Genomic DNA, 21,028 nt, shown 5'->3' on the forward strand with positions numbered 1-21,028 from the left:
ATGATCGAGCTGCTCAACGCCCTGACCGCCTACGCCAGCGCCGAGGACCAGCACATCCGCGCCCTCGGCAACTGGCAGACCTCGCGCCTGCGACTGGCGGCGAGCCTCGGTCGCCTGGGGCTTCAAATGATCTGAAGCCGGATTACAGATATTTTCAAGAAGAGTCGAACTGTCCCTTTGCTCTCCTAACGCGCTGGCGACCAGAGCCCAGAGACCTCTGCCCCCCACGAAAAAGCCCGGCTCGATGGCCGGGCTCTTTCGCTGCGGGTGGTCCTCAATCGGCGACGTGGATCACCACCCGGCCGCGCTTCGGACAGGTTTCCATGTAGCGGTGCGCCTCGACCACCTGGTCGAACTCGAATACCCGGTCGACCACCGGTTTGAGCAGGCGATCGCGGGTCAGTTGCTCGATGTGCGCGAGGGCCTTGCTCACCGACTCGTCGTTGCGTTCCAGGCCCATCTCCGGATGACCGGTGAAATCCATCAGGCAGTGGCGATAGAACTGCAGGTGCTTCTTGAACGCGGCGCAGGCCGGGAACGCCGACTCGTTGCCGCCGTTGCAGCCATACAGCACCAGCTTGCCGCGGGTGGCGGAGACATCGCCGAGCAGGGTCATCTGCGGGCCGCCCAGTTCGTCGAGGATGACGTTGACGCCCTTGCCCTCGGTGAAGCGCTCGACTTCCAGGACCAGGTCCTGCTCGTCGGTCACCACCACCTTGTCGGCGCCCTGCTCGCGGAGGAACTCGCGCTCCTCGGCGGACTTGGTGGAAGCGATCACCCGCGCGCCGAGAGCCTTGGCCAACTGGATCGAGACCGGCCCGTACATGCGCGCCGCCTCGGTGATCAGCACGGTCTGCCCAGCCTTCAACCCGGCCAGGTCGACCAGGCCGAAATAGGCCACCAGCAGGCCGGTGTAGTAGACGCTGGCCTCCACCGGGGTGAGTACCTCGGGGTAGACCGCCAGGGCCGCGCGTGGCGTCAGCACCACGTCGCCATAGGCCGGATAATGATCGGGGGTATGGGCGGGGAAACTGGCCACGCGGGAACCCAGCGGCAGGTCGCCGACGCCGGCGCCGACCGCCAGCACCTCGCCGGCCAGCTCGAAGCCGAGACCGGACGGCAGCGCAGCCTGCTCCGGGGCCAGGTTCTGACGCCAGAGCACATCCTTCCAGCTCACGCCGATCGCCTGGACACGCACCAGGACTTCCCCTGCGGCCGGCGCCGGGGTCGGCAGCTCTTCGCATTTGAGGACCTCTGGCGGGCCAAACTGATGAAAACGGATCACTCGGGACATCGCAAACCTCTGCAGTGCATCACGGGGTGAATAACCTCATGGGTTGTGACTGTATCCGCCCATGCCTGACAAAACCACCCGTCGTTATTGATAATGGCTATGCCTGTCAGTGATCCTATGCCCCTCCGGCACCTCGCCAGGCCCCGCCCCGTCTCGCACGCAAGGCTTGACGGCGAGCCCCCGCGGTTGCAGCCTCTAGCCCCTGGAAACGAGGAACGCCATGAACCGAAACGACCTGCGCCGCGTCGATCTGAACCTGCTGATCGTGTTCGAGACTCTGATGCACGAACGCAGCGTGACCCGCGCCGCAGAGAAACTGTTCCTCCGCCAGCCGGCCATCAGTGCCGCGCTGTCGCGCCTGCGCACGCTGTTCGACGACCCGCTGTTCGTCCGTACCGGACGCAGCATGGAGCCCACCGCGCGAGCCCAGGAAATCTTCGCCCACCTGTCGCCGGCGCTGGACTCCATCTCCACCGCCATGAGCCGCGCCAGCGAGTTCGATCCGGCGACCAGCACCGCGGTGTTCCGCATCGGCCTTTCCGACGACGTCGAGTTCGGCCTGTTGCCGCCCCTGCTCCGCCGCCTGCGCGCGGAGGCGCCGGGGATCGTCCTCGTCGTGCGCCGCGCCAACTATCTATTGATGCCGAACCTGCTGGCCTCGGGGGAGATCTCGGTGGGCGTCAGCTACACCGACGAACTGCCGGCCAACGCCAAGCGCAAGACCGTGCGCCGCAGCAAGCCGAAGATCCTCCGCGCCGACTCCGCGCCCGGCCAGCTGACCCTCGACGACTACTGCGCGCGACCGCACGCGCTGGTGTCCTTCGCCGGCGACCTCAGCGGCTTCGTCGACGAGGAACTGGAGAAATTCGGCCGCAAGCGCAAGGTGGTCCTGGCGGTGCCGCAGTTCAACGGCCTCGGCACCCTCCTCGCCGGCACCGACATCATCGCCACCGTGCCCGACTACGCCGCCCAGGCGCTGATCGCCGCCGGCGGCCTGCGCGCCGAGGACCCGCCGTTCGAGACCCGCGCCTTCGAACTGTCGATGGCCTGGCGCGGCGCCCAGGACAACGACCCGGCGGAACGCTGGCTGCGCTCGCGGATCAGCATGTTCATCGGCGATCCGGACAGTCTCTGAGCCCTCCGGCGGCTACCTGCACGAGGCGTCGCAACGGGGAAATCGATCGCGCACCGCGAGCCTGTGGCTTATTCCATCGAAAGCACTGTCCATAACCATCGACTGTTACAGAAAACGAAAAACCATGTATCACTGTTCGTGATAATCAAAATCTCATCGTTCGATTAGTTCCCTGCCGGAGCAGCCCGCAGACTTCGCCAATCCCGAAAAACCGACTGGCGGAGTCAAGCATGGAACAGTCATCCCACTTCTCCTGGCGCTACCCCCTCGCACTCGCGGCCGTACTGGTCCTGAGCGCCTGCGGCAAGGCCCCGGAAACCACCCAAGGCATGGCGGCGCCCAAGGTCAGCGTCGCCGAAGTCATCGAACAACCGCTGAACGAGTGGGACGAATTCACCGGCCGCCTGGAAGCCCCGGAATCGGTGGAGCTGCGCCCGCGGGTATCGGGCTACATCGACCGCGTGGCCTTCCATGAAGGCGCCCTGGTGAAGAAAGGCGACCTGCTGTTCCAGATCGACCCGCGCCCGTTCGAGGCTGAGGTCAAGCGCCTCGAAGCCCAGCTGCAACAGGCCCGCGCGGCCCAGGCGCGGAGCGTCAACGAAGCCCAGCGCGGCGAACGCCTGCGCGCCAGCAACGCGATCTCCGCGGAACTCGCCGACGCCCGCACCACCGCCGCCCAGGAAGCCAAGGCGGCGGTCGCCGCGACCCAGGCGCAACTGGACGCGGCGCGCCTGAACCTGAGCTTCACCCGGATCACCGCGCCGATCGACGGTCGCGTCAGCCGCGCCGAGGTCACCGCCGGCAACCTGGTCAACTCCGGGGAGACCCTGCTCACCACCCTGGTCAGCACCGACAAGGTCTACGCCTACTTCGACGCCGACGAACGCGTGTTCCTCAAGTACGTCGAGCTGGCCCGCCAGGCCGGTCGCGACACGCGCAGCGAGAGCCCGGTGTACCTCGGCCTGAGCAGCGAGGACGGCAACCCGCACCTGGGCCGGCTGGACTTCCTCGACAACCAGGTCAACCCGCGTACCGGCACCATCCGCGGCCGCGCCGTGTTCGACAACGCCAAGGGCGAGTTCACCCCGGGCCTCTATGTGCGCCTGAAGCTGGTCGGCAGCAAGACCTACGCCGCCACCCTGATCAAGGACGAAGCGGTCGGCACCGACCTGGGCAAGAAGTTCGTACTGGTCCTGGATGGCGACAACAAGACCGTCTACCGCACCGTCGAGATGGGACCGAAGCTGGAGGGCCTGCGCATCGTCCGCAGCGGCCTGAGCAAGGGCGAGCGGATCGTCGTGAATGGCCTGCAGCGGGTCCGCCCGGGCATGCAGGTGGAACCGCAGAAGGTCGAGATGGCCAGCGCCGACACCCTGGCCACCCTCGCGCGCCTGCGGCAGTCGGTCGGCGACAGCGAACCACCGAAGGTGGCGGCGTCCAAGGACAACGCCACTCGCAACGAGCCGCGCGGCTGAGCGCGGCGATAGGAAGAACCGATGAATTTCTCCCAATTCTTCATCCAGCGGCCGATCTTCGCCGCGGTGCTGTCGCTGCTGATCCTGATCGGCGGCGCGATCTCCCTGTTCCAGCTACCCATCAGCGAATACCCGGAAGTGGTGCCGCCGACCGTCGTGGTCCGCGCCAACTTCCCCGGCGCCAACCCGAAAGTCATCGGCGAGACCGTCGCCTCTCCCCTGGAACAGGCGATCACCGGGGTGGAGAACATGCTCTACATGTCCTCCCAGTCGACCTCCGACGGCAAGCTGACCCTGACCATCACCTTCGCCCTCGGCACCGACCTGGACAACGCCCAGGTGCAGGTGCAGAACCGCGTCACCCGGACCGAGCCGAAGCTCCCGGAAGAAGTGACCCGGCTCGGCATCACCGTCGACAAGGCCTCGCCCGACCTGACCATGGTCGTGCACCTGACCTCGCCGGATAACCGCTACGACATGCTCTACCTGTCGAACTACGCGGTGCTCAACGTGAAGGACGAACTGGCCCGCCTCGACGGCGTCGGCGACGTCCAGCTGTTCGGCCTCGGCGACTATTCGCTGCGGGTCTGGCTGGACCCGAACAAGGTCGCCTCGCGCAACCTCACCGCCACCGACGTGGTCAACGCCATCCGCGAGCAGAACCGCCAGGTCGCCGCCGGCACCCTGGGCGCGCCGCCGGCGCCGAGCGCCACCAGCTTCCAGTTGTCGATCAACACCCAGGGTCGCCTGGTCACCGAGGAAGAGTTCGAGAACATCATCATCCGCGCCGGCGCCAACGGCGAGATCACCCGCCTGCGCGACATCGCCCGGGTCGAGCTGGGCTCCAACCAGTACGCCCTGCGCTCGCTGCTGAACAACAAGCCGGCGGTGGCGATCCCGATCTTCCAGCGTCCCGGCTCGAACGCCATCGAGATCTCCAACCTGGTGCGGGAGAAGATGGCCGAGCTGAAGCACAGCTTCCCGCAGGGCATGGACTACTCCATCGTCTACGACCCGACCATCTTCGTCCGCGGCTCCATCGAGGCGGTGGTGCACACCCTGTTCGAAGCCCTGGTGCTGGTGGTGCTGGTGGTGATCCTGTTCCTGCAGACCTGGCGCGCCTCGATCATCCCGCTGGCCGCGGTGCCGGTGTCGCTGATCGGCACCTTCGCGGTGATGCACATGCTCGGCTTCTCGCTCAACGCGCTGTCGCTGTTCGGCCTGGTGCTGGCCATCGGCATCGTGGTGGACGACGCCATCGTGGTGGTGGAGAACGTCGAGCGCAACATCGGCCTCGGCCTCAAGCCGGTGGAAGCCACCAAGCGTGCCATGCGCGAGGTGACCGGGCCGATCATCGCCACGGCGCTGGTGCTCTGCGCGGTGTTCATCCCGACCGCGTTCATCTCCGGCCTCACCGGGCAGTTCTACCGCCAGTTCGCCCTGACCATCGCGATCTCCACGGTGATCTCGGCGTTCAACTCGCTGACCCTGTCGCCGGCGCTGGCGGCGGTCCTGCTCAAGGGCCACCACGAGCCGAAGGACCGCTTCTCGGTGTTCCTCGACAAGCTCCTCGGCAGTTGGCTGTTCCGTCCGTTCAACCGTTTCTTCGACCGCGCCAGCCATGGCTACGTCGGCACGGTGAACCGGGTCCTGCGCGGCAGCTCGATCGCCCTGCTGGTCTACGGCGGGCTGATGGTGCTGACCTACTTCGGCTTCTCCAGCACGCCGACCGGTTTCGTCCCGCAGCAGGACAAGCAGTACCTGGTGGCCTTCGCCCAGTTGCCCGACGCGGCCAGCCTGGACCGTACCGAGGCGGTGATCAAGCAGATGTCCGAGATCGCCCTGGCGCAGCCCGGCGTGGCGGACTCGGTGGCCTTCCCCGGCCTGTCGATCAACGGCTTCACCAACAGCCCGAACAGCGGCATCGTGTTCACCCCGCTGAAGCCGTTCGACGAGCGCAAGGACCCGAGCCAGTCGGCCGGGGCCATCGCCGCCGCGCTGAACGCCAAGTACGCCGAGATCCAGGACGCCTACATCGCGATCTTCCCGCCGCCGCCGGTACAGGGGCTGGGGACCATCGGCGGCTTCCGCCTGCAGATCGAGGACCGTGGCAACCAGGGCTACGAGGAGCTGTTCAAGCAGACCCAGAACATCATCACCAAGGCCCGTGCGCTGCCTGAGCTGGAACCCAGCTCGGTGTTCTCCAGCTACCAGGTCAACGTGCCGCAGATCGACGCCGACATCGACCGCGAGAAGGCCAAGACCCACGGCGTGGCGATCAGCGACATCTTCGACACCCTGCAGGTCTACCTCGGCTCGCTGTACGCGAACGACTTCAACCGCTTCGGCCGTACCTACCAGGTCAACGTCCAGGCCGAGCAGCAGTTCCGCCTCGAACCCGAGCAGATCGGCCAGCTGAAGGTGCGCAACAACCTCGGCGAGATGGTCCCGCTGGCGTCCTTCATCAAGGTCAGCGACACCTCCGGTCCGGACCGTGTGATGCACTACAACGGCTTCATCACCGCCGAACTCAACGGCGCCCCGGCCGCGGGCTACAGCTCCGGCCAGGCGCAGGCGGCGATCGAGAAGCTGCTGAAGGAGGAACTGCCCAACGGCATGACCTACGAGTGGACCGAGCTGACCTACCAGCAGATTCTCGCCGGCAATACCGCGCTGTTCGTCTTCCCGCTCTGCGTGCTGCTGGCCTTCCTCGTGCTGGCCGCCCAGTACGAGAGCTGGAGCCTGCCGCTGGCGGTGATCCTGATCGTGCCGATGACCCTGCTGTCGGCGATCACCGGGGTGATCCTGGCCGGCAGCGACAACAACATCTTCACCCAGATCGGCCTGATCGTTCTGGTGGGGCTGGCGTGCAAGAACGCGATCCTGATCGTCGAGTTCGCCAAGGACAAGCAGGAGGAAGGCATGGACCGCGTCGCCGCGGTGCTGGAAGCCTGCCGCCTGCGCCTGCGGCCGATCCTGATGACGTCCATCGCCTTCATCATGGGCGTGGTGCCGCTGGTGATCTCCACCGGCGCCGGCGCCGAGATGCGCCATGCGATGGGCGTGGCGGTGTTCTCCGGGATGATCGGGGTGACCTTCTTCGGCCTGCTGCTGACGCCGGTGTTCTACGTCCTCATCCGCCGCTTCGTGGAGAACCGCGAAGCGCGCCGCGCCGCCAACGACAAAGGCCTGCCAGAGGTGCATGCATGATTCACGCGCAGTCGATCCGGAGCGGGCTCGCGCCCGCCCTGGGTCTGTTCAGTCTGCTGGCGCTCAGCGCCTGCGCGGTGGGTCCGGACTACCGGACCCCCGACACCGCGGCGGCGAAGATCGACGCCACGGCGAGCAAGCCCTACGACCGCAGCCGCTTCGAAAGCCTGTGGTGGAAACAGTTCGACGATCCGACCCTGAACCAACTGGTCGAGCAGTCGCTGAGCGGCAACCGCGACCTGCGCGTGGCCTTCGCCCGCCTGCGCGCCGCCCGCGCCCTGCGCGACGACGTGGCCAACGATCGCTTCCCGGTGGTCACCAGCCGCGCCAGCGCCGACATCGGCAAGGGCCAGCAACCGGGAGTGACCGAGGACCGGGTCAACAGCGAGCGCTACGACCTTGGCCTGGATAGCGCCTGGGAACTCGACCTGTTCGGGCGCATCCGCCGCCAGCTGGAATCCAGCGACGCCCTCAGCGAAGCGGCTGAGGCCGACCTGCAACAACTGCAGGTCAGCCTGATCGCCGAGCTGGTGGACGCCTACGGCCAGCTGCGCGGCGCGCAACTGCGCGAGAAGATTGCCCTGAGCAACCTGGAGAACCAGAAGGAGTCGCGCCAGCTCACCGAGCAACTGCGCGACGCCGGGGTCGGTGCCGAACTCGACGTACTGCGCGCCGATGCGCGCCTGGCGGCCACCGCCGCCAGCGTGCCGCAACTGCAGGCGGAAGCCGAGCGCGCCAGGCACCGTATCGCCACCCTCCTCGGCCAACGGCCGGAAGAGTTGACGGTGGACCTTTCGCCGCGCGACCTGCCGGCGATCACCAAGGCCCTGCCGATCGGCGATCCCGGCGAACTGCTGCGCCGCCGGCCGGACATCCGCGCCGCCGAACGGCGCCTGGCCGCCAGCACCGCCGACGTCGGCGTGGCCACCGCCGACCTGTTCCCGCGGGTCAGCCTCAGCGGCTTCCTCGGCTTCACCGCCGGGCGGGGCTCGCAGATCGGCTCGAGCGCTGCACGCGCCTGGAGCGTCGGCCCGAGCATCAGCTGGGCCGCCTTCGACCTCGGCAGCGTGCGTGCCCGCCTGCGCGGCGCCAAGGCCGACGCCGACGCCGCGCTGGCCAGCTACGAACAGCAGGTGCTGCTGGCCCTGGAAGAATCGGCGAATGCCTTCAGCGACTACGGCAAGCGCCAGGAGCGCCTGGTCTCGCTGGTCCGCCAGTCGGAATCCAGCCGCGCCGCCGCGCAACAGGCGGCGATCCGCTACCGCGAAGGCACCACCGACTTCCTGGTGCTGCTGGACGCCGAACGCGAGCAACTCTCCGCCGAAGATGCCCAGGCCCAGGCCGAGGTCGAGCTGTACCGCGGCATCGTGGCGATCTACCGCTCCCTCGGCGGTGGCTGGCAACCCAGCGCCTGAACCGGCTATCCCCGGCCGATGGAAATCGGCCACTCCAGCCCCGCGATTGCAGCTCCTGGTCGCGGGGCTTTTTTATGCGCCGCGCGGGGCGGACGCTCGGTCGAGCCCCACGTCGTTTCTCGGCGATGGCGTAGAGGCTCGGCGGCCATTGCCGCGGGCTATTCCCGCCGCTCCGGCTGCGCGGAGTGGATATACAGGGTGTAGGTATCCGCCGGCCGGGGCGCGCCCGCCAGGTCGAGGGCATGACCGATGGCGCCGCGATGGTAGGTGCCATGGTTGACGATATGGAAGAGGATCTCCTGGCGCGTCATGCCGCCGTCGCGGCCATCGGCGAAGCGGAAGCGCAGCCATTCGCCGCGACGCTCCAGCGGCAGCTCGGCGACATAGCCGGCGAACCAGGCGGCCGAATCCTCCAGCCGGTGACGCAGGACGTCGTAGCCAGGCACCACCTCGCTGTTGGTCTGTTGGTGGGGCGCCGGCTCGCCCAGCAGGCGCGCCCTGAACAGTTCCTCGACGATCGCCATGTGATTGAGCTGTTGCAAGGCGAAGGCCAGCGAGGCCGGGAACGCCTCGGCGTCGATCCGGGCGATGGCATCGAGGGTGCGGCGGTCGGACCAGGCCTTGTAGTTGAAGGACTCGACCAGCAGGTCGACTTGCAGGGTGGGTCGGGACATGTGGCGGGCTTCCGTGTCCATTCGCTGAGGGAGCCGGATCATAGCCCGGAGGCAGCGCTCAGCGCTCGCCCTGCAACCCTTCCAGGCGTGCATCGCAGAGGTCGCGCAGGCGGTCGCGGAGAGTGCGCCCGGCGCTGTCCAGCTCGGGCCGCGCGTAGAGCGCCAGCTCCAGGCCAGCGATGGGCGGGAAGCCGGCCTGCGCGCCAAGCAGGCGATGCTCGGGCCCGACGCAGCCCAGCGGCAGCAGGCTGACCCCCAGTCCGGCGCCGACCGCGGCCACCAGGCTGGCCAGGCTGGCGCTGGAATAGCCGATGCGCCAGCGACGCCCGATGCTCTCCAGGGCATGGATCATCTCCTGGCGATACAGCGCGCCGACCGGGAACACCACCAGCGGCACCGGCTCCTCCGGCGAACCCTCGCCGAACGGCCGCGCGGCGCTGCCGAACCAGCCCAGCGGCTCGGCCCAGCGCGCATGGCAGTCGCTGTCGGCCCCCCACTGCTTGACCAGCAGCAGGTCCAGCTCGCCGCTGCGGTAGAGGCGCAGCAGGTGATGGCTGAGACCGCTCTCGACCTCCAGGCGCAGTCGCGGACGCTCTTCGGTGAAGCGCGTCAGCACCGGCATCAGCACTTCGCCGGCGAGGTCTTCCGGCACGCCGAGGCGCAGCACGCCGTCGCCATGGGCCGGGCTGAGGGCCTCGCTGGCCTCGTCCGAGAGCCGCAGCAGGCGCCGCGCGTAGCCAAGCAGGCGCTCGCCTTCCTCGGTCGGCAAAACCTGCCGCTGGCTGCGGTCGAGCAGGCGGCAACCGAGGTTCTGTTCGAGGCGGATGACCTGCTGGCTGACGGTGGACTGGGTCAGGTGCAGGTGTTCGCCGGCGCGGGTGAAGTTGCCGGTATCGACAACGCTGACGAAGGTACGGAGCAGGACCAGATCGAGCATGCACACTCCCACTGAAAGGCATTCCATCATTTAATTTCAGCATACATGACATCGACGCCATACTTTTCGCCAACGCCTATCGGAGCCCATCGACATGTCCCTGGCCAATCTATGCAGGAGCGGAGCCATGCTGGTCTGCGCAGCATTCAGCGGAGGCGCCGGCGCGAGCGACGCCGGAGCATTGCTCGAAGCCGCGCGTCGCGGCGATACCGCGCAGGTCGCCAGCCTGCTCGAACGCAAGGTCGAGGTCGACGCGCCCAGCGCCGACGGCAGCACCCCGCTGCTGCTGGCCACCGCCAACGACCACCTGGCGGTGGCGCGCCAGTTGATCGAGGCCGGCGCCGACGTCAACCGGCAGAACAGCCGGCTCGACAGTCCGTATCTGCTGGCCGGCGCCGAGGGCCGCCTGGAAATCCTGCGCCTGACCCTGCTCCACGGCGCCGACCTGAAGAGTACCAACCGCTATGGCGGCACCGCGCTGATCCCGGCCTGCGAACGCGGCCATGTGGAAGTGGTGAAGACGCTGCTGCAAGCCGGGGTCGATCCCAACCATGTCAACAAGCTCGGCTGGACCGGGCTGCTCGAGGCGATCCTGCTCAGCGACGGCGGTCCGCGCCACCAGGAGATCGTGCGCCTGCTGATCGACGCCGGCGCCGACGTCAACCTGGCCGATGCCGACGGCGTCAGCCCGCTGGCCCACGCCCGCCAGCGCGGCCAGGGCGGGATCGAGCGGTTGCTGCTGGCCGCCGGCGCCCAATGAAAGCGAAGGAGAAAGACATGTCCGATGAAACCTTCATGCGCGAGGCCATCGCCCTCGCCCGCGCCAACGTCGAGGCCGGCGGCCGCCCGTTCGGCGCCGTGCTGGTGCGCGACGGGCGGGTCCTGGCCCGCGGCGTCAACCAGATCCACGAGACCCACGATCCCAGCGCCCACGCCGAGCTGCAGGCGATCCGCCAGGCCAGCCGGGTGCTCGGCAGCCCGCGCCTGGACGGTTGCGTGATCTACGCCAGCGGCCATCCCTGCCCGATGTGCCTGGCCGCCATGCATCTCTGCGGCATCCAGGCGGCCTGGTTCGCCTATTCCAACGAGGACGGCGAAGCGTTCGGCCTGTCCACGGCCACGCTCTACGCCGAGATGGCGCGCCCGCCACAGCGGCAGAGCCTGCCGCTACGCGCCCTGCGTCCTGCCGGCGAAGAGGGTCTGTACCGGCAATGGCGGCAACGCCAGGCATGAGCGCGCGAATCCCTTCCGGCGGCCAGGCCGCCACCGGCGTCGGCGCGGCGGAGGTCAGTTGGGTCGGCCTGCTGGTGATCTTCTGCCTCGGCATCAACCTGCGACCGATCCTCACCGGCATCGGCCCGCTGCTCGAGGAAATCACCGCCGGCACCGGTCTCGGCTTCCAGGGTGCGTCGCTGCTGACGGTGTTGCCGGTGCTCTGCATGGGCCTGGTGGCGCTGTTGCTGCCCTGGCTCGGGCGCTGGCTGGCCGAACACCGCGGCATCGTCTGCGGACTGCTGGCCATCGCCGCGGCCTGCCTCTGGCGCCTGGAACTGGATAGCGGGCTGGCGCTGATCGCCAGCGCCGCGCTGGCCGGCAGCGGCGTAGCGATCATCCAGGCGCTGGTACCGGGCGTGGTCAAGCGCTGGTTCCCGAGGCGGGTCCCGGCGGCGATGGGCCTCTACTCGGCCTCGCTGATGGCCGGCGGCGGAACCGCGGCGGTGCTCAGCCCGCGGATCGCCGAACACTTCTCCAACTGGCAGGCCGGCCTCGGCGCCTGGGCCGTACCGGCCCTGCTGGCGCTGCTGCTGTGGATGTTCGCGCGGCCAAGGGAGGTGCTGCCGAGCGCTGGCGAGGGGCCGGTCCGGCACTTCTTCGGCAATCGCCGTGGCTGGCTGCTGGCGGTGTATTTCGGGTTGATCAACGGCGGCTACACCAGCATGGTGGCCTGGTTGCCGGTGTACTACCGCCAGCTCGGCTGGAGCGCCCAGGACAGCGGCGGGCTGGTCGGGATCATGACCATCTTCCAGGTGCTCGCCGCGCTCAGCGTGCCGCTGCTGATTCGCCGCAGCCTCGACCGCCGGCCCTGGCTGCTGGCCGCGCTGCTGGTCCAGCTCGGCGGCTTCTGCGGCCTGCTGCTGATGCCGCTGCAGCACGCGGCACTGTGGGTGGCGCTGATCGGCTACGGCCTGGGCGCCTGCTTCGCCCTCAGCCTGACCCTGACCCTCGACCACCTCCACGAGCCGCGTGCGGCGGGAAGCCTGGCGGCCTTCGTGCAAGGCATCGGCTTCATCATCACAGGCATCGTGCCCTACCTGACCGGCTGGCTGCGCGACGCCACCGGCAGCTTCCAGGCCTCCTGGCTGCTGCTCGCGGCGAGCGTGGTGGCGATGTTGCTGGTGACCCTGCGCTTCGCCCCGTCCGGCTATGCCCGGGCCATGGGCGATACGCGCGACTGAGCGGCGGACCTCCGCGCCCGCCATTGCGGGCGCGGGTGGCGCTTCAGTAATGGGTGGCGATATAGATGCGGTAGCTGATGATGGCCAGCATGCAGATCACCCCGACCCACATGAGGAACAGGCCGAACGGCGTGTCGCGCTTGGTGAAACCCGTGCCGATGAAGAGCATGCCCAGCACGATGATTGCGAAAGTGACGCCGTAGGAATCCATGTTTACCCTCGTTGGCCGCGTTCCTGACATACTTGTCAGTCTAGCTCCAAGCCCGCTAGAACTGCGTTGATATTTATCAGCCTGCGGTCAATCTCGGGCAAATTCATCGAACTTGAGGAAACGCCTGGCTGCGAGCGGCAAGGTCGCGCAAGATCGCCTGGATCTCGCCGAAGTCCGGCCGCTCGCTCACCCGTGGCAGCGCGCAACGTCGCTGCAACTCGACCAGCGCCGCACGTAGCGAGGCCTGCCCCGGCAGCGCCTCGCTGCGCTCGAGCAACTCTTCCAGCAGGCAGGCGAAGGCACGCACTTCCAGGCGCCTCAGGGCGCCGGCGAGCACGGCGTCGTCCGGGAGGAAGGACGCGGCGCCGAAATCGCCGAGCAGGCAGGCACCCTCCTCGCGCCAGAGGATGTTATGCGCATAGAAGTCGCCATGGCTGATGCCGCGTCCATGCAGATGGGCCATCAACCCGGCGAGCGAGGCCGCCAGGCGCAGCGCCGTGGCCAGCTCGAAGCGCAGTCCCGGCGGATAGACGTCGCGGGTACAGGACTCCAGGCTCGGCGGCCCCGCCAGGTTGCGATAGGCGTCGTCGAGCAGCTCCAGCACCAGCCCGTCGCGCCCTTGCGGATGCCCGGCGAGCCGGCCGAGCACCTCGATCAATTGCGCATGGCGCCCCGCCGCCAGGCAGGCGGCCATCTCGCTGGCAGGGGTGCCATCGCTGGTCACTTCGCCCTTGAACAGCTTCAGCGCCACCGTGCGCGTCGAGCCGTCCGGCTGGCGCCAGCCGGCGCGATGGATGACCCCGGAGGCTCCTTCGCCGATCAGCCCTTCCAGGCTCAGCTCGCTCCAGTCCAGCGCGGCGATGCCGCTGTCGGCCAGCGCCGGCAGGCGGCACAACGGGTTGCCGGCGTAGGCCAGCCAGGCCAGGCGCGGCAGCGTCGCCAGCCAGGCCGGCAGGCGCTGGAAACGGTTGGCGGCGATCCGCAGCAGTTCCAGGCCTTCGCAAGCGGCCATGCTCTCGGGCAAGGCCTCCAGGCGGTTGCCGGCCAACATCAGCTTCTGCAACGGCCGGCGGCCCAGTTCCTCGGGCAGCGTGGCAATCCGGTTGTCGGTGAGGATCAGCCAGCGCAGCGCTGGCGGCAGGGCTGCGGCCGGCACCCGCTCGATGCGGTTGGACTTGAAGCCGACCATGCTCAGCGCCGGACAGTCGCCCACCGCCGCCGGCAATTCGGCGAAGTCGTTGGCGGAACAGAACAGCACCTTGAGACGATGCAGCCGGCCGAGGTCGTCCGGCAGGCTGTCCAGGGCGTTGCCGCTGAGGTTGAGCACCTCCAGGGAGTCGGCCAGTTCGAAGATTTCCCGGGGGAACTCGCGCAGGCCGCAGGACAGGTCCAGGCGCGTGGCGCCGGCCAGTTCGCCGCTGCGCAGTTGCTGCAAGGTGTGCATGGTTCGACGGACTCCGGCCAGGGCGGATGGAAAGCCGCGCATGATAGCCAAGGCGTTGCGGAACGCGCACCCTCGCCGTGCTAGAGTGGCCGCCCCGAATCGACAGGACCACAGAGAATGGAACTCTCCCCCGCCGAACGCCAACTCCTGCTGGCCCATCGCCTGGCCGTGTTCGACGGCTGCGTGGTATACGACGCCCAACCGCCGGTGTCCGCCGAACACGTCCAGCGTCTTGCCGAAGGCCTGGCCGGACCGATTCCAGAAGACCTGCTACGCCTCTGGCGCACCTGTTTCGGCGGGCGCCTCGGCTATGACCTGGAAGTCGACTACGACGGCCACCGCCACCCGTTCTCTTTCAGCGAACTGTTCTATCCGGACAGCGACGGCTACCACGACCTCTGGGGCTGGATCGAACACGAGCGCGAGCTGGCGGCGGAAGCCGCGGCAGAAGAAGGCTGCGACTGGAACGGCAAGCTGGCCTACCTGCCGTTCGGTGGCTTCGAGTATCTGGAGCGGCTCTACGTCTGCGTCGAACCCGGCCCCGAGTATGGCGCGGTAATCGCCTGGAGCCACGGCCTGCCGCCGGCCTGGGCCGGACGCCTGCACCAGGATTCGCTGACGCGCCTGGCCGACGACGTCGGCGGGCTGTTCCGCCTGCTGTCCTTCGAACAGGACCCGTTCGACGCCGAGAACGCCTGCGGCGTGGCCGACGAGCTGCTGGAAGCGCTGGACGCCCTGGAGGCCGCCGGGGAGCCCGGCAAGGCGCTGAAGGGCCGCCTGGAAGTCCTGCTGCGCCAGCGCATCCTCGACTGGCGGCCGGCCCTCGCCGACGGCAGCCTGGCCGCCGAGCCAAGGCTGCGTCAACTGGCCCTGGCCGAAGCTGCGCAAGACGGCGACATCGACCTGCTGCAACGCCTGCGCGATGCCGGCTGCGACTTCGCCGAAACCTTGCGCGGACGCGGCGGCGTGCTGGAGGCCTGCCTCGCCCGCGGGCGCCTGGAGGCCGCCGGATGGCTGCTCGACCAGGGCGTCGCGGTGCACCAGGACAGCCTGCAGATTGGCGCCGCGCACCTCGATGCGCTCCTGGCCGAACGCCTGTTGCGGCTCGGCGCGATCTCCGAGCCGAATACGGTGCTCCTCGCCCTGCAATACGGCGACGCCGACGCCGCGCGGATCATGGCGCGACCGCTGCTGGAGGAGTCGCCGGCGCGGGCCAGCGCCCTGCGCCTGGCCCTCGCCAGCCGCGCCGAGCGCGAGCGCAGCGACGCCAGGCGGGTCAGGTCGGGAAAGATGGGCAGCAACCGCAGTCCCGACGACTACCTGGCCCTGGCCGAGCGCCTGGAGCGCTTCCTCGCCGAGCTGCCTGGCTGAGGCTCAACCCTCCGGTCCCTGCACCTCGATGAAGGAACCGTCGGCCAGTCGCTCGAACGCCCGTCCCGGCGGCGCGTCGAGCAGCGGCAGGATGCTGTCGTCGGCGTTCAGCACCGAGCCCAGGCTGACGTAGGCGGTGGTCCCGGCGGTATTCATGTAGTCGTCCGACTCGTCGCCGGCCATCAGCCGCCAGCCGCTGTCGTTTTCCTCTTCCGGCGCCTCGCGGTAGAGGTAGCCGACCGCCTTCCCCTCGTCTATCACCCGGCGCGTCACGAAGCAGCGCCGGGCATAGCGCGAGATCGGCGTTTCCCGCGGGTCGTGCTCGGTGTTGATGATGTGCCGCGCCTCGAAGACGATGCGCTCGCCCAGCGACAGGTCGCGGATGTATTGCGGATAGTTGTCCAGGCGGCCGCTGAAGGCGCCATCCGCCTCGATGCCCTCGACCGTCACCCAGAGCCGCTCGGCGCGCGGCGCATCGGGGTTGTCGGTATCGAAGGCGAAGATCAGCTTGACGCTTTCCCCGGCGGCGACCCGGTCGATGGTCTCCGCGTCCGGTTTGTAGAAGGTGTAGGGATGGCGGACAGCGATCGCGCTGGCGTCCACCAAGGTCCACGAGGCCATGTCGACTCCCGCTTGGCTGGCTACGCGGCGCCCGTAGCCTGGGCTGCCACGGGCACGCCGGTGCCCGGGCGGCATGGGTGGAATGGCGTGGCCGAGGTTCGGGTCGCGGCGCCCACCGGCAGGCCGAAGCCATGCCCGGCCAGGAACCGCCCTTCGGCCCGCCTACCCAGAGGAAAGTAGCAGCGCCGCCGCGCAGCCGCCAGCAACGGGCTGTCGCAGAGCGCCGCCCCGGACGGGGCGGCGGCGCGCCTTCAGAGGACTTGCAGCGGGTATTCGACGATCAGGCGGACTTCGTCGAGGTCCGACTCGAAGCTGTCGGAGCGCACCGTGGCCTGGCGCACGCGGAACGCCAGGTCCTTGGCCGCGCCGCCCTGCACCACGTACTTGACCTCCACGTCGCGTTCCCAGCGGCCCTGGTTGGTCAGCGGGTTGCCGTTGGCGTCGGTGCGCATGTAGACGCTGTTGGCATTCGAATAATCGGCGTCCCAGCCCTTGCCATAGCGGGTCATGAAGCTCAGCCCCGGCACGCCGAAGGCGGCCATGTCGAGGTCGTAGCGGAGCATCAGCGAGCGTTCCTTGGGCGAGTTGAAGTCGCTGTACTGGATCGAGTTGTCCAGGTAGATGGAGTCGGTCTGGCGCAGGTAGTCGAAGTCGTCGTCGCCGTTGTTGCGCTGGTACGACAGCAGCACCTGGTGCGGGCCGTAGGCGAAGCCGCCGCGCACGCTCCAGATGTCGTTGTCGAGTTCGCCCATCACCTGCCTGCCCTGGTCCTTGACCTTGTAGTAGTTGGCGCCGCCGAGCAGGGACAGCTTGTCGTCCAGCGGATAGTTGAAGCTGGTGCCGGCGTAGTACTGGTCCCAGGCGTCCTTCTGGCGGCTGCCGTAGAGGCTGACGCTCCAGTGCTCGGTGGCCTGGTAGTCGCCGCCGGCGTAGGCGACCCACGGCGAGTCGATGCGCCGGCCGGTGTAGAAGCTGTAGAAGTCGTCGCTGCCGCTGGTGCTGTTCGGCTGGGTCATCGAGTTCAGCTTGCCGGCCTGCAGGGTCAGGCCCTTCGCCAGGCTGTCGTTGACCAGGGTGAAGCCGCGGAAGCTGGAGGGGAACAGCCGGCTGTTGCCGTACTGGATCACCGGGGTTTCCGGGAACACGTCGCCGACCCGCAGCACGGTGCCGTACCAGCGCAGCTTGACCGCGCCGCCGGCTCGCGAATAGTCGTCCTGCGGCCGCCCCTGGTCGTCATAGGGCAGCAGGTCGACGCTACCGCCGGCGCCGGAACGCCCGCCGCCGCTGTCCAGGCGCACGCCGAGCTGGGCGAAGGCGTCGATGCCGACGCCCAGCGTGCCCTGGGTGAAGCCCGAGGAGAAGTTGGCCATGAAGCCCTGCACCCATTCCTCGGTGTAGCCGCCGCCCGCCGGGCTCGATTGGCCCTTGCGGAAGTCGCGGTTGAAGTAGAAGTTGCGCAGCAGCAGGTTGACCTCGCTGCCCTCGATGAAACCTTCCTTGCTCCGCTCGGCGTTCTCCTCGGCGACGGCCGAGGCCATCACTCCAGCGCCCAGCAGCAGTGGAAGCGTCCACAGTCGTTTCTTTCCATCCCCTTGCATGGCGATTGCTCCAGATCGGTTCATGTCTGTTTTTCTTCTGCGGCCATGCCTTGCGACGCTGGCTGTGCGTGAACTTCTGGTCGATCGCGCCCCCGCGCAGTCCTGCCGCAACCGGCATTGACCGTGGGGCTGATTCTGGAACCGGGGAAATGACGCAGACATGAGGCGGGGATTACTTTTCCGCAATCTTAACTCGCACTTAATGCGCTTCGCGCAGACTCCTTCGCCATGCAACGGAGCATCGCCGAAGTTATCGGAAACGTAATTTTCCACTCACCCTCGGGTAATCCGTCCGCTCTTACTCTTTGCTCAAACGGGACGAATACCTCGCCCCGGCGACGAGCCAACCCGAGAGGTTTGCCATGAAGATCATCCCGATGCTGCTGGCCGCCCTGCTGGCGACCGGCGCCGCCACTGCCCAGGCCCAGGACGGCAGCGAACGCTCCTGGCAGTACAACGCCGAATTCCGCGCCGCGCAGAAAGAACTGCGCGAGAAGCGCCTGCAGAAGCAACAACTGGAAGCGCAAGCGCAGAAGACCGACCGCAGCAAATGCGCCGAGCGCAAGAACGGCAACGGCTGAGCAGCCTTTCACCGAGCAATACACTTGTCCTTTTTGGGTTGCTCCTTTGGACAAGTCCTGAGGCGCCAGTCATGGCGCCTTTTTTTATCCGCCGTCGCGCCTGGCGGAAGAAGGCGGCATGGTCGCCAGCGACCAGCCGCCCTCCCCGCTCCCCGCCTTACCCCTGCAATGCCCGCGGCCGCTGGCTGCGGCGCTCGGCGGCGGGTGCCGGGCTGGCCTGGAGCTGGAAGTCGAAATCCAGTTCGGCGAAGCGTCCGCCCTCCACGCCGCGGTCGCGGGCCGCGGCGGGGTCGTCGTTGAAGCGCAGGTCGCCGATCAGCCCATCGCGGGTGGCATAGGCGAAGTCGTCCCACAGGTAGCGGTCGCCCGCCAGGTTGATCTGGGTGGTCAGGTGGCGATGGCCGGGCGCCGAGACGAAGAAGTGGATGTGCGCCGGCCGCTGGCCGTGGCGGCCGAGGCGGTCGAGCAGCTCCTGGGTCGGGCCGTCGCTCGGGCAACCGTAGCCGGAGGGCACGATGCTGCGCGCACGGTAGCGGCCGTCGGCGTCGGTGCGGATGCGCCGGCGCAGGTTGTATTCGGACTGACTGCTGTCGAAGTAGGAATAGGTGCCTTGGGTATTGGCGTGCCAGACGTCGACGATGGCTCCGGCCAGCGGCTGGCCGTCGGGACCGCTGACGCGGCCCTGGAGGAACATCACGGTGCCGGGGTCGCGGCCGTCGTCCATCCGTGCCTCGCCGTCGCTCAGCGGCGCGCCGGCGACGTACAGCGGCCCTTCGATGGTGCGCGGCGTGCCGCCGGTGAGGCCGGCCTCGGCGTCCTGGGCGTCGAGCAGCAGGTCCAGGTAATGCTCCAGGCCCAGCCCGGCGGCCAGCAGGCCGGCCTCCTGGCGGCTGCCCAGGCGGTTCAGGTAGTCCACCGCTTTCCAGAATTCGTCGGGCGTGACCTGCATCTCTTCGATCAACTTCGCCGTGTCGTCGAGGATGCGCCGCACCAGGGTCTTGGTGCGCGGATCGCCGCGTTCGTTGAGCTGGCCGCTGGCCTCTTCGAAGAAGCGCTGGACGTCGGCAGTCTGGGAAATCTTCACGGTCATGGCGTTTGCCTCTGCTTGTTGTTGTCGGGCGTGGGAAGGGAATCTCAGCGGTCGTCGGCATGGATCGACGAGGGATGCCGGCAAAGCCCGTCGATCTCGATGTCCATGTAGGGAAACAGCGGCAGCCGGGTCAGGGTGTCGTGCAGCGCCTCGACGCTGGGCAGGTCGAACAGGCTGTAGTTGGCGTAGTGCCCGGCGATTCGCCAGAGGTGCCGCCAGCTGCCCTCGCGCTGGAGGCGCTGGGCCATTTCCTTCTCCTCGGCCTTGAGCCGCTCGGCCTGTTGCGGGTCCATGTCGACGGGCAACTTCACGGTCATCTTCACGTGGAACAGCATCGGTCGTTTCTCCTCTGTCTGCGGAATGGCTTCAGCGCCGGCGGAAGCGCGCCAGGCGCTCCTCGTCGAGCGCCAGGCCGAGACCCGGCGCACGCGGCACGTGCAAGTGGAAATCCTGGTAGCGCGGCGACTCGAGGAGGATGTCCTCGGTCAGCAACAACGGGCCGAACAGTTCGCTGTGCCAGGCCAGGCGGTCGAGGGTGACGAAGGCGTGGGCGGCGGCCAGGGTGCCGATGCCGCCCTCGAGCATGGTCCCGCCGTACAGGCCGATCCCGGCCGCCTCGGCGATCGCCGCGCTACGCAGCACCGCGCGCGGTCCGCCGTTCTTGGCGATCTTCAGGGCGAACACCGGGGCGGCGCCCTCGCGAGCCAGGTGGAAGGCATCCTCGACGCTCTCGATGGCCTCGTCGGCCATGATCGGCGCGCCGCCGCGGCTGCTCAGGCGCGCCAGGCCGATGCGGTTGTGGCGGGCGATGGGCTGTTCGATCAGGGCGATGCCGTTGTCGCCGAGCGTCGCGCAGGCACGCTGGGCAACGCCTTCGTCCCAGGCCTGGTTGACGTCCACCCGCACGCTGGCGCGCTCGCCAAGGGCGCGCTTGATGGCGATCGCGTGGGCCACGTCGGCATCCACCTCACCGGCGCCGATCTTCAGCTTGAAGTGCCGGTGGCGGCGCAGGTCGAGCATCCGCTCGGCTTCCTCGATGTCGCGGCCGGTGTCGCCGCTGGCCAGGGTCCAGGCCACCTCCAGGCTGTCGTGCAGGCGGCCGCCGAGCAGTTCGCTGACGGCCAGGCCGAGGCGCTTGCCATGGGCGTCGAGCAAGGCGGTCTCGACCGCCGAGCGGGCGAAGGTGTTGCCCCTGATATGCCGGTCCAGGCGCTGCATCGCGGCATTCACGTTGTCCGCCGGCTGGCCCAGCAGCAACGGGGCGAAATGCGCGTCGAGATTGCTCTTGATGCTCTCCGGGCTCTCGCTGCCGTAGGCCAGGCCACCGATGGTGGTGGCTTCGCCGAGGCCCTCGATGCCGTCGCTGCAACGCAGGCGGAGGATCACCAGGGTCTGCCGGTTCATGGTGTGCATGGCCAGCTTGTGCGGGCGGATGGTCGGCAGGTCGACGATGATCGACTCGAGGCTTTGGATCACGGCTTGGCTCATTCTCGGGGGTCCACCAGGGTTGCGGTCG

The 21,028-nt window shown here is 68.3% G+C and carries 20 protein-coding genes; 10 read left to right on the forward strand and 10 right to left on the reverse strand.

Annotation, left to right across the window (positions count from 1 at the left end; translation table 11 throughout):
* Positions 1 to 135: hypothetical protein (locus AC4OR5_RS19000; protein ID WP_170870959.1), on the forward strand; the 135-nt coding region annotated here is incomplete at its 5' end.
* Positions 136 to 274: 139 nt separating this feature from the next.
* Here AC4OR5_RS19000 and mexS read toward each other — a convergent pair.
* Positions 275 to 1,294: an oxidoreductase MexS gene (gene mexS, locus AC4OR5_RS19005; RefSeq protein ID WP_116271258.1), complete on the reverse strand. Its 1,020-nt coding sequence runs from the start codon at positions 1,292 to 1,294 to the stop codon at positions 275 to 277.
* A 220-nt stretch (positions 1,295 to 1,514) separates the two neighbouring features.
* On the opposite strand from mexS, the gene mexT reads away from it, so the two are divergent.
* From mexT to oprN, 4 genes are all read left to right on the forward strand, one after another.
* On the forward strand, positions 1,515 to 2,429 hold the full coding sequence (mexT, locus tag AC4OR5_RS19010; protein WP_491952835.1) for a multidrug efflux system transcriptional regulator MexT: 915 nt from the start codon (positions 1,515 to 1,517) through the stop codon (positions 2,427 to 2,429).
* Positions 2,430 to 2,659: 230 nt separating this feature from the next.
* Entirely contained in the window at positions 2,660 to 3,904 is a 1,245-nt protein-coding gene (gene mexE, locus AC4OR5_RS19015) for a multidrug efflux RND transporter periplasmic adaptor subunit MexE (protein ID WP_031636099.1), read from the forward strand.
* Positions 3,905 to 3,925: 21 nt separating this feature from the next.
* The gene (gene mexF, locus AC4OR5_RS19020) at positions 3,926 to 7,114 is read left to right on the forward strand and encodes a multidrug efflux RND transporter permease subunit MexF (RefSeq protein WP_022580472.1); all 3,189 of its coding nucleotides are present in this window, start codon (positions 3,926 to 3,928) and stop codon (positions 7,112 to 7,114) included.
* Positions 7,111 to 8,529, forward strand: a complete 1,419-nt coding sequence (gene oprN, locus AC4OR5_RS19025; RefSeq protein WP_058160307.1) for a multidrug efflux RND transporter outer membrane subunit OprN — start codon at positions 7,111 to 7,113, stop codon at positions 8,527 to 8,529. The genes mexF and oprN overlap by 4 nt, the downstream gene beginning before the upstream one ends.
* A 158-nt stretch (positions 8,530 to 8,687) precedes the next feature.
* On the opposite strand, the gene AC4OR5_RS19030 is transcribed toward oprN, so the two are convergent.
* Positions 8,688 to 9,203, reverse strand: coding sequence for a DinB family protein (locus tag AC4OR5_RS19030; protein WP_031692884.1), 516 nt, complete (start codon positions 9,201 to 9,203; stop codon positions 8,688 to 8,690).
* A gap of 58 nt (positions 9,204 to 9,261) precedes the next feature.
* Positions 9,262 to 10,140: a LysR substrate-binding domain-containing protein gene (locus AC4OR5_RS19035; protein WP_003089840.1), complete on the reverse strand. Its 879-nt coding sequence runs from the start codon at positions 10,138 to 10,140 to the stop codon at positions 9,262 to 9,264.
* Positions 10,141 to 10,267: 127 nt separating this feature from the next.
* Here AC4OR5_RS19035 and AC4OR5_RS19040 point away from each other — a divergent pair, with 127 nt between their 5' ends.
* The 3 genes from AC4OR5_RS19040 to AC4OR5_RS19050 are packed head-to-tail and all read left to right on the forward strand — an operon-like array spanning position 10,268 to position 12,596.
* Positions 10,268 to 10,900, forward strand: coding sequence for an ankyrin repeat domain-containing protein (locus AC4OR5_RS19040; RefSeq protein ID WP_003109549.1), 633 nt, complete (start codon positions 10,268 to 10,270; stop codon positions 10,898 to 10,900).
* A 17-nt stretch (positions 10,901 to 10,917) separates the two neighbouring features.
* Positions 10,918 to 11,373, forward strand: coding sequence for a nucleoside deaminase (locus AC4OR5_RS19045; protein ID WP_023106585.1), 456 nt, complete (start codon positions 10,918 to 10,920; stop codon positions 11,371 to 11,373).
* The gene (locus AC4OR5_RS19050; protein WP_058160306.1) at positions 11,370 to 12,596 is read left to right on the forward strand and encodes a CynX/NimT family MFS transporter; all 1,227 of its coding nucleotides are present in this window, start codon (positions 11,370 to 11,372) and stop codon (positions 12,594 to 12,596) included. Before AC4OR5_RS19045 ends, AC4OR5_RS19050 begins: the two co-directional genes overlap by 4 nt.
* 43 nt (positions 12,597 to 12,639) lie before the next feature.
* Here the strand turns inward: AC4OR5_RS19050 and AC4OR5_RS19055 are convergent, their stop codons facing one another.
* Both AC4OR5_RS19055 and AC4OR5_RS19060 read right to left on the reverse strand, forming a co-directional pair.
* A complete protein-coding gene (locus AC4OR5_RS19055; protein ID WP_003089849.1) occupies positions 12,640 to 12,807 on the reverse strand; it encodes a hypothetical protein in 168 nt (55 codons plus the stop codon).
* Positions 12,808 to 12,910: 103 nt separating this feature from the next.
* Positions 12,911 to 14,251, reverse strand: coding sequence for a leucine-rich repeat-containing protein kinase family protein (locus tag AC4OR5_RS19060; RefSeq protein WP_015502838.1), 1,341 nt, complete (start codon positions 14,249 to 14,251; stop codon positions 12,911 to 12,913).
* 117 nt (positions 14,252 to 14,368) lie between these two features.
* Between AC4OR5_RS19060 and AC4OR5_RS19065 the strand changes: the two genes are divergently transcribed.
* Positions 14,369 to 15,622: an SMI1/KNR4 family protein gene (locus tag AC4OR5_RS19065; RefSeq protein WP_058160305.1), complete on the forward strand. Its 1,254-nt coding sequence runs from the start codon at positions 14,369 to 14,371 to the stop codon at positions 15,620 to 15,622.
* A 3-nt stretch (positions 15,623 to 15,625) separates the two neighbouring features.
* On the opposite strand, the gene AC4OR5_RS19070 is transcribed toward AC4OR5_RS19065, so the two are convergent.
* On the reverse strand, positions 15,626 to 16,243 hold the full coding sequence (locus AC4OR5_RS19070; RefSeq protein ID WP_003089860.1) for an immunity protein Imm33 domain-containing protein: 618 nt from the start codon (positions 16,241 to 16,243) through the stop codon (positions 15,626 to 15,628).
* 251 nt (positions 16,244 to 16,494) lie between these two features.
* Positions 16,495 to 17,841, reverse strand: coding sequence for an OprD family porin (locus tag AC4OR5_RS19075; protein WP_022580469.1), 1,347 nt, complete (start codon positions 17,839 to 17,841; stop codon positions 16,495 to 16,497).
* A 362-nt stretch (positions 17,842 to 18,203) separates the two neighbouring features.
* On the opposite strand from AC4OR5_RS19075, the gene AC4OR5_RS19080 reads away from it, so the two are divergent.
* Entirely contained in the window at positions 18,204 to 18,422 is a 219-nt protein-coding gene (locus AC4OR5_RS19080) for a hypothetical protein (RefSeq protein WP_003089862.1), read from the forward strand.
* Positions 18,423 to 18,579: 157 nt separating this feature from the next.
* Here the strand turns inward: AC4OR5_RS19080 and catA are convergent, their stop codons facing one another.
* The 3 genes from catA to AC4OR5_RS19095 are packed head-to-tail and all read right to left on the reverse strand — an operon-like array spanning position 18,580 to position 21,000.
* Positions 18,580 to 19,512, reverse strand: a complete 933-nt coding sequence (catA, locus tag AC4OR5_RS19085) for a catechol 1,2-dioxygenase (RefSeq protein WP_058160304.1) — start codon at positions 19,510 to 19,512, stop codon at positions 18,580 to 18,582.
* A gap of 44 nt (positions 19,513 to 19,556) precedes the next feature.
* Positions 19,557 to 19,847, reverse strand: a complete 291-nt coding sequence (gene catC / locus AC4OR5_RS19090) for a muconolactone Delta-isomerase (RefSeq protein WP_003089864.1) — start codon at positions 19,845 to 19,847, stop codon at positions 19,557 to 19,559.
* 31 nt (positions 19,848 to 19,878) lie between these two features.
* The gene (locus tag AC4OR5_RS19095) at positions 19,879 to 21,000 is read right to left on the reverse strand and encodes a muconate cycloisomerase family protein (RefSeq protein WP_003139111.1); all 1,122 of its coding nucleotides are present in this window, start codon (positions 20,998 to 21,000) and stop codon (positions 19,879 to 19,881) included.
* Between the last annotated feature and the right edge of the window lie 28 nt (positions 21,001 to 21,028).

The organism is Pseudomonas sp. YA1, assembly GCF_058680555.1.

Coding starts and splice junctions, on each gene's coding strand:
- AC4OR5_RS19095 (WP_003139111.1), bottom strand. CDS start 21,000: ATGAGCCAAGCCGTGATCCAAAGCCTCGAGTCGATCATCGTCGACCTG.
- mexE (WP_031636099.1), top strand. CDS start 2,660: ATGGAACAGTCATCCCACTTCTCCTGGCGCTACCCCCTCGCACTCGCG.
- AC4OR5_RS19060 (WP_015502838.1), bottom strand. CDS start 14,251: ATGCACACCTTGCAGCAACTGCGCAGCGGCGAACTGGCCGGCGCCACG.
- AC4OR5_RS19065 (WP_058160305.1), top strand. CDS start 14,369: ATGGAACTCTCCCCCGCCGAACGCCAACTCCTGCTGGCCCATCGCCTG.
- mexF (WP_022580472.1), top strand. CDS start 3,926: ATGAATTTCTCCCAATTCTTCATCCAGCGGCCGATCTTCGCCGCGGTG.
- catA (WP_058160304.1), bottom strand. CDS start 19,512: ATGACCGTGAAGATTTCCCAGACTGCCGACGTCCAGCGCTTCTTCGAA.
- mexT (WP_491952835.1), top strand. CDS start 1,515: ATGAACCGAAACGACCTGCGCCGCGTCGATCTGAACCTGCTGATCGTG.
- catC (WP_003089864.1), bottom strand. CDS start 19,847: ATGCTGTTCCACGTGAAGATGACCGTGAAGTTGCCCGTCGACATGGAC.
- AC4OR5_RS19030 (WP_031692884.1), bottom strand. CDS start 9,203: ATGTCCCGACCCACCCTGCAAGTCGACCTGCTGGTCGAGTCCTTCAAC.
- AC4OR5_RS19070 (WP_003089860.1), bottom strand. CDS start 16,243: ATGGCCTCGTGGACCTTGGTGGACGCCAGCGCGATCGCTGTCCGCCAT.
- AC4OR5_RS19080 (WP_003089862.1), top strand. CDS start 18,204: ATGAAGATCATCCCGATGCTGCTGGCCGCCCTGCTGGCGACCGGCGCC.
- AC4OR5_RS19035 (WP_003089840.1), bottom strand. CDS start 10,140: ATGCTCGATCTGGTCCTGCTCCGTACCTTCGTCAGCGTTGTCGATACC.
- AC4OR5_RS19045 (WP_023106585.1), top strand. CDS start 10,918: ATGTCCGATGAAACCTTCATGCGCGAGGCCATCGCCCTCGCCCGCGCC.
- mexS (WP_116271258.1), bottom strand. CDS start 1,294: ATGTCCCGAGTGATCCGTTTTCATCAGTTTGGCCCGCCAGAGGTCCTC.
- oprN (WP_058160307.1), top strand. CDS start 7,111: ATGATTCACGCGCAGTCGATCCGGAGCGGGCTCGCGCCCGCCCTGGGT.
- AC4OR5_RS19040 (WP_003109549.1), top strand. CDS start 10,268: ATGCTGGTCTGCGCAGCATTCAGCGGAGGCGCCGGCGCGAGCGACGCC.
- AC4OR5_RS19055 (WP_003089849.1), bottom strand. CDS start 12,807: ATGGATTCCTACGGCGTCACTTTCGCAATCATCGTGCTGGGCATGCTC.
- AC4OR5_RS19075 (WP_022580469.1), bottom strand. CDS start 17,841: ATGCAAGGGGATGGAAAGAAACGACTGTGGACGCTTCCACTGCTGCTG.
- AC4OR5_RS19050 (WP_058160306.1), top strand. CDS start 11,370: ATGAGCGCGCGAATCCCTTCCGGCGGCCAGGCCGCCACCGGCGTCGGC.